The sequence below is a fragment of the Tabrizicola sp. genome (genome assembly GCF_051645465.1).
GTDB lineage: Bacteria > Pseudomonadota > Alphaproteobacteria > Rhodobacterales > Rhodobacteraceae > Tabrizicola.
This window is the reverse complement of the sequence record NZ_JBOFBI010000160.1, coordinates 1-4,186: the sequence shown is the minus strand read 5'-3', so window position 1 is coordinate 4,186 and position 4,186 is coordinate 1. Positions and strand designations below refer to the sequence as shown.

General features: G+C 65.3%; 7 protein-coding genes and 1 pseudogene. All 8 read left to right on the top strand.

What is annotated here, in order from left to right:
• Positions 1-595, top strand: a 595-nt coding sequence (locus ACRCSW_RS10170) for a glutamate ligase domain-containing protein (protein ID WP_438704766.1), incomplete at its 5' end; no start/stop codon positions are given.
• A gap of 52 nt (positions 596-647) precedes the next feature.
• Positions 648-923, top strand: coding sequence for a DUF2484 family protein (locus ACRCSW_RS10165; protein ID WP_438704765.1), 276 nt, complete (start codon positions 648-650; stop codon positions 921-923).
• Entirely contained in the window at positions 920-1,165 is a 246-nt protein-coding gene (locus ACRCSW_RS10160) for a DUF2484 family protein (protein WP_438704764.1), read from the top strand. Before ACRCSW_RS10165 ends, ACRCSW_RS10160 begins: the two co-directional genes overlap by 4 nt.
• A 4-nt stretch (positions 1,166-1,169) precedes the next feature.
• Positions 1,170-1,436: a hypothetical protein gene (locus tag ACRCSW_RS10155; protein ID WP_438704762.1), complete on the top strand. Its 267-nt coding sequence runs from the start codon at positions 1,170-1,172 to the stop codon at positions 1,434-1,436.
• A 141-nt stretch (positions 1,437-1,577) separates the two neighbouring features.
• A complete protein-coding gene (locus ACRCSW_RS10150) occupies positions 1,578-1,841 on the top strand; it encodes a hypothetical protein (protein WP_438704760.1) in 264 nt (87 codons plus the stop codon).
• A 45-nt stretch (positions 1,842-1,886) separates the two neighbouring features.
• Positions 1,887-2,813 (top strand): UDP-N-acetylmuramate dehydrogenase, encoded by a 927-nt coding sequence (gene murB / locus ACRCSW_RS10145; RefSeq protein ID WP_438704758.1) that lies wholly within the window; start codon positions 1,887-1,889, stop codon positions 2,811-2,813.
• Positions 2,814-2,851: 38 nt separating this feature from the next.
• Entirely contained in the window at positions 2,852-3,772 is a 921-nt protein-coding gene (locus ACRCSW_RS10140) for a D-alanine--D-alanine ligase (RefSeq protein WP_438704756.1), read from the top strand.
• Positions 3,760-4,186: pseudogene (locus ACRCSW_RS10135) on the top strand (cell division protein FtsQ/DivIB); the annotation flags it as partial. The gene ACRCSW_RS10140 and the pseudogene ACRCSW_RS10135, both read left to right, overlap by 13 nt.

Genomic DNA, 4,186 nt, shown 5'->3' with positions numbered 1-4,186 from the left:
CAGCAGCATGATCGAGGGCATGACCCTGCCGATGCCGGGCGATCACAACGTGTCGAACGCATTGGCGGCGATTGCGGTGGCCCGCCATCTCGGCATGAAGAAAGAGGAAATCCGCGAGGCCCTGGCCAAGTTCGGTGGCGTCAACCGCCGGTTCACCCGGGTTGCCGAGGTGAACGGGGTCACCATCATCGACGACTACGGGCATCACCCGGTAGAGATTGCGGCGGTCCTGAAAGCTGCGCGGCAGGCGACGAAAGGCCGGATTATCGCGGTGCACCAGCCGCACCGCTATACGCGGCTGTCGCACCTGTTCGAGGACTTCTGCACCTGCTTCAACGAAGCGGATGTCGTGGCGATTGCCGATGTCTATGCGGCTGGCGAGGAGCCGATCCCGGGGGCCGGTCGCGACGATCTGGTGGCGGGCCTTGTCGCGCACGGCCACCGCCGCGCGCTGGCGCTGGAGGGCGAGGCCGATCTGGCGCGGCTGGTCAAGGCAGAGGCGCGGGCGGGGGACATGGTCGTCTGCCTTGGGGCGGGTACGATCTCGGCCTGGGCCAACGCGCTGCCGGCAAAGCTTCTGGGGCAGGCGGCATGAGGGACACGATTTTTCTGCGAAAAATCGTGCTTGGGCCCGAGGGCAGCGCGCAATGCTAGGCGTGGTCATGCCGCTTTTCGTCGGGTGCCTCTGGATCCTGGCGGCGGCAGTGGTGGCGATGCTGCCGATGCGCCGCCAGATGGTTCCGGGCGTGGCGCTTCTGATCGCGGCGCCGGTCCTGCTGGTCTGGATCGGCTGGGTGCATGGCTGGGTGTGGCTTGCGGTCGGCCTTTTCGCCTTCGTCTCGATGTTCCGCAATCCGCTGATCTACTTTGCGCGGCGGGCGCTGCGCCGTCCTGCTCCGCTGCCGAAGGAGCTGGAGAAGTGATCCTGCCGCTGAGCCTGTGTCTGGTCTGGCTGATCGCGGCGAACGTGATCGCGATGTTCCCCTCACGGGATTACCACTGGCGCGCTGCCTATGTGCTGATCGCGATCGGCGTGCCGCTTCTGGGCTGGGTCACATATGAAGGCGGGCCGATCATCGGGCTGGTGCTTCTGGCGGCGGGTGCGTCGATCCTGCGCTGGCCGGTGGTGTTTCTGTGGCGCTGGTTGCGGCGCAGGGTGGGGTAGGGCGATGAACACGTACCTTTATCTCATGATCGCCGCGAGCACAGTCTTTGCGGCAGTCATCTGCTACGGGCTTGCGCGCCGGTACGGCTGGATCGCGGCGCTGGTGCTGCCCGGTCTGGCTTTGGTGGCGATGGTCGGCATGGCCTGGCAGTCGGGCACTGCAGGCTTTGACAATCTGTCCGGGTTCCTGGGCATGACGGCGATCTTTGCGGCGCCGACGCTGGTCGGTGCGCTGATCGGCACGGGGATCGCCGTGTGGCGCGGCCGATAGGGTCGGGGTTGCCGTTGGCCACATCAGCAGTTCGATCGTTAGGGAATTCCGTACCGCGCGTCAGACTGTTCGGACGGGCGGCGGAGCGGTAGACCTGACACTGGCACCCCTGCCCGAAGTTTTGAGAAGGATATGCGGCGCATGCCATTCATTGTGATCGGAATGGTAGTTACGGTCCTGGCCGGGGTTCTTTCGCGGTATCTGGGCGCTATCTGGGGGCTGGCACTTCCCGTTTTCATCGTTGTCTACACGATTGCCGCGGCGAACATGGAGGTCCATCCTGAAGGCAGGATGGGGCAGGGAATGCTGGTGATGTTCATTCTGCTGCCCTATTGCGCCGCGACCCTTATCGGATACGGCGTCGGCCTTTTGATCCGCAGGCGCAGTATGCGCGCGCGCCTTTGATCGGCTCTTGCACAAAGCGCCAAAGCGCCGCAGAACCCGCTGAGCATGACTGCGCTTCCCAACCCTCGTGGCGTTCTGACGCCTGACCGGCCTCTGGCCGACCTCACCTGGCTGCGCGTAGGCGGGCCTGCCGACTGGCTTTACCAGCCGGCGGATGAGGCGGACCTCGCCGGGTTTCTGGCGGCGCTCGATCCGGCGGTTCAGGTCTTTCCGATGGGGGTGGGGTCGAACCTGATCGTGCGGGATGGGGGGATCCGGGCGGTCGTGATCCGCCTCGGTCGGGGGTTCAACGGGATAACGGTCGAGGGCGAGCGGGTGATCGCCGGGGCGGCGGCGCTGGATGCCCATGTCGCAAGGCGCGCGGCTGAGGCGGGGCGGGACCTGACGTTTCTGCGCACCATTCCGGGGTCGATTGGCGGGGCGGTCCGGATGAATGCGGGGTGCTACGGCTCCTACGTTGCGGATGTGCTGGAGGGGGTGCGGGTTGTCACGCGGGACGGGCGTGTGGAGGTGCTGCCTGCCTCGGCGCTGGGTTTGCGGTATCGGCAGAGCGATTTGCCGGAGGGTGCGGTGATCATCGAGGCGACGTTCCGCACGAAGCCGGGCGATCCGGCGGCGCTGGAAGCGCGGATGGCCGAGCAGATCGCGAAGCGGGACGCGAGCCAGCCGACGAAGGACCGAAGTGCGGGGTCGACCTTCCGCAATCCCGCGGGTTTCAGCTCGACCGGCCGGGCGGATGACACGCATGAGTTGAAAGCCTGGAAGCTGATTGACGACGCTGGAATGCGGGGCGCCCGTGTTGGCGGGGCCGAGATGTCGCGGATGCATTCGAACTTCCTGATCAACGCCGGTGGTGCGACTGCCGCCGATCTTGAAAATCTGGGTGAAGAGGTGCGAAAAAAGGTTTTCCAATCAAGCGGTATCACGTTAGAGTGGGAAATCATGCGGGTCGGAGAATACCCGCACGAATAACAATCACGGGTCGGCAACAGACCCGGATGAGGCAGTAAATGGCGGGCGCATCGAGCAGGATGGCCCCCAGAGTGGCGGTACTGATGGGTGGGCTTTCCGCTGAGCGGGAGGTGTCACTTGTCTCTGGGCGCGAATGCGCCTCGGCGCTCAGGGAGGCGGGGTATCGGGTGGTCGAGGTCGATTGCGACCTGGACCTGCCTGCGCTTCTGTCCGAGATCAAGCCCGACGTCTGCTTCAACGCGCTCCATGGCCGGTGGGGTGAGGACGGCTGTGTCCAGGGCATTCTGGAATGGCTGCGCATTCCCTATACGCATTCGGGCGTTCTGGCCTCGGCGCTGGCGATGGACAAGGCCAAGGCCAAGGAGGTCTATGCCGCAGCCGGTCTGCCGATCGTGGAAAGCGTTCTGGCGGCCCGCGAGGCGGTTGAGGCCGGGCATGTCCTGAAGCCGCCTTATGTGGTGAAGCCGAACAACGAGGGGTCTTCGGTCGGGGTCTATATCGTCCGGGAAGGGGCGAATGCGCCGCGCATGGCCGAAGCAATGCCCGCGACGGTGATGGTGGAGACTTATGCTCCGGGTCGGGAGTTGTCTGTTTCGGTCTTGGGCGACCGGGCGTTGGGGGTGACGGACATCATCACCGACGGCTGGTACGACTACGATGCGAAATACAAGCCGGGGGGCAGCCGGCATGAACTGCCCGCGAACATGCCTAAGGATGTTACCGAGGCCTGTCTTGACTATGCGCTGCGCGCCCATCGTGCGCTTGGCTGTCGCGGCCTTTCGCGGACCGACATTCGCTGGGACGATACCCGTGGTCTGGACGGGCTGATCCTTTTGGAGACGAATACCCAGCCCGGAATGACGCCTACATCGCTTGCGCCCGAACAGGCGGCGCATGTGGGGATCAGCTTTCCAGAGCTCTGTGCCTGGCTGGTGGAGGATGCGTCATGCGATCGCTGACCGCCCGCCGTCCAGGTGATACGGCTGCGGGCCGCAATGTCCGCCGCGATCCGGCGCCGTCGAAATGGGCCTATCGTCGGCAGCGTTGGATGCTGACGCCTTATTTCCGCGTTTTCCTGCTGAAAGGCCTGCCGACGCTGGCGATCGTGGGCGGGATCGCGCTTTGGTTCGGGCATGAGCCGAACCGGCTGGCGCTGACGGGGCAGCTCACGCATCTGCGCGAAGAGTTTGAAGCGCGGCCCGAGTTCCGCGTCTCGCTGGCGCGCGTCGAAGGCGCCTCGCCCGAGCTGGCCGAGGCGGTGCGGGCGAAGTTGGAGCTTCCACTGCCGATGTCGTCCTTTGACATCGACCTCGATGCCGCCCGCGCGCGGATCGAGGCGCTGGATGCGGTGAAGCGGGCCGATCTGCGGGTGC